The organism is Bacteroidota bacterium (assembly GCA_030706565.1).
Classification (GTDB): Bacteria; Bacteroidota; Bacteroidia; order Bacteroidales; family JAUZOH01; genus JAUZOH01.
In genome coordinates, this window is record JAUZOH010000535.1 from 1 (window position 1) to 2,246 (window position 2,246).

The window sequence follows — 2,246 nt, forward strand, 5'->3', positions numbered from 1 at the left end:
GGGCACCAGAAACTTGTAATTAAGGTTGTAACTTTTAACGATACTGTCATTAAAAGTTATGGTCTTGTCCAGGTACCAGTCATTCATTTGAATGCGGATAGATTTTAAACCCACATCGGTTGCAGAAGCATTTCCCTGAACATTCAAGGTCTTGTTCGGCACCCAGTGGAGTATAGAGGAACTCAACTTGAGCGTAGGACCTGAACTTGTCAATTCAGTTTCATTTTTCTGACAACCCGGCAATATTACCAGGAACATTGCCAAAAGAAAAAGCCATAATCGATTTTTCATGATTGTGAAATGTTAATTAGTAATTTTAGTACATATTATATATGTTTATTTAGAGATTTTATAAAGTACTTTAGGCAGATATCCACTTATCAAAAGTGAGGATAATATCCAAAATAGCTTTTCCATATTGTTTCAAAAGCTTTAGATATTGTAAATTTATTCCGCTAAAAAGAAAAGGATTTTTTAAGTAAATTATTTGGATTAAAGAAAGTTAATGTTTTTTTTTGTAAAAAACCGAATATTTTTTAATTAAATTCCTTTCCTCTTGATATCTGAAAACATTTCTATCTTTAACCGTCTATCTATAAATAGCATTTTATGTTTCGTATCCGACTACTACTGGCAACCTTCTTATTACTATTTGCAGGATTTTTATACGGTCAAAGGATTCCTAATAAAATAAGGAAAATTTCAACGGAAAACGGACTGACCAATAATGTTGTATACAATATTGTACAGGACAAACTCGGTTTTGTATGGTTCGCCACCGAAGATGGATTGAACCGTTACGATGGATATAACTTCATCTCATTTCGTCATGACCCTGCTGATCCGCACAGTATTTCTGGAAATTTCATTCAATGCCTGTACTGCGACAAAACCGGGGATATCTGGATAGGCACATCCGATAAAGGGCTTAACCGCTTTAATTATACGACCAACCAATTTGAAAGGTATGTGCATAATCCTTCAGACCCATCCAGTATCAGCAACAATGACATTGTAAGCATCGTCCCGGGTTCCATCGGGAATTTATGGGTTGCCTCATACCGGGGAGGCATAAACAGTTACTGTCCTTGGTCAGGAAAATTCCATCACTTTAAAAGTATTTTCAAGAATTCGCCCAATCCTCATTATCTTAAGGTAATGTGCGTCAGAGAGGCAAGCAACAAAACACTTTGGGCAGGGACAGGCGGAAACGGCCTGTTCGCCTATAGCCTAATCAACCACCAGACTAAAATATTTTACAGCCAGTCCAACAATGACCTTCCTTCCAATACCATAAACAATATATTTGAAGATCCATACCATAATATATGGATAGCCACAAAAGAAGGCATTGCTCTGGTTAATTCCCGGGGCTCATTTATTCATCTGCCAAGCATTTCCTTGTTCAAGAACAGGGAAATATTTACAGTTTTTTGCGATCAATATCATACCATCTGGTTGGGAACCGATCAGGGCATTTATAAATTCAATCTCGACCTCTTTCTTCGATCTGCCGATAAAAATATCCCGGTCGAACATCTGGAAGAAGGTTCCAATGAATTCGCCCTTTCATACCGTTCAGTAAGGGCTATTTTCCAGGACAGGGATAAAAACATATGGATCGGAACATATACCGGGGGAATAGATTTTATCAGTTCCTTACCGGAGAAATTCAGGCTGATCACTAAAGATCAGGGCAAAAATGCCCTTTCCTACAATAAAGTGTGGGGAATGTGCCAGGATAAATCAGGGAATTATTGGATCGGAACAGATGGCAGCGGAATTAATGTTTATAATTCCAATTTTGTTAAATTAAAAGAAATCAACCAAAAGTCAGGACTAAGTGATAATGCAGTTCTTTCGGCTCTTTGTGATGATGAAGGGCTGCTTTGGTTCGGTTCCTTCCAGGGCGGGGTAAACTGCATTAATCCTCATAATTACCACATCACACACTTTCAACACCAGTCTAAAGGAGGGAATCAGATCAGTGACAATAATATCCGGGCAATTTATGAGGACAGGGATAAAAGGATATGGCTGGGAACCGATGCAGGCGGACTTTGCTGTTACAACAAAAAAACAGCTCAGTTTAAAGTCTATTCCACAAAAAATTCAGGTATCAGTTATGATGCCATCAGGGCTATTATCCAGGACAAAAACGGGATTTTCTGGTTGGGGAGTTATGGCGAGGGGCTCAACCGGTTCAATGAACAGAAAAATGAATTCAAAACCTACCGGCACAGCAA

2 protein-coding genes are annotated in these 2,246 nt (G+C 38.4%); one reads left to right on the plus strand and one right to left on the minus strand.

The features are described from left to right. The coding region (locus Q8907_16495; protein ID MDP4275868.1) for a hypothetical protein at positions 1–291 on the minus strand (291 nt) is incomplete at its 3' end. A gap of 318 nt (positions 292–609) precedes the next feature. On the opposite strand from Q8907_16495, the gene Q8907_16500 reads away from it, so the two are divergent. Continuing rightward, the coding region (locus Q8907_16500; protein MDP4275869.1) for a two-component regulator propeller domain-containing protein at positions 610–2,246 on the plus strand (1,637 nt) is incomplete at its 3' end.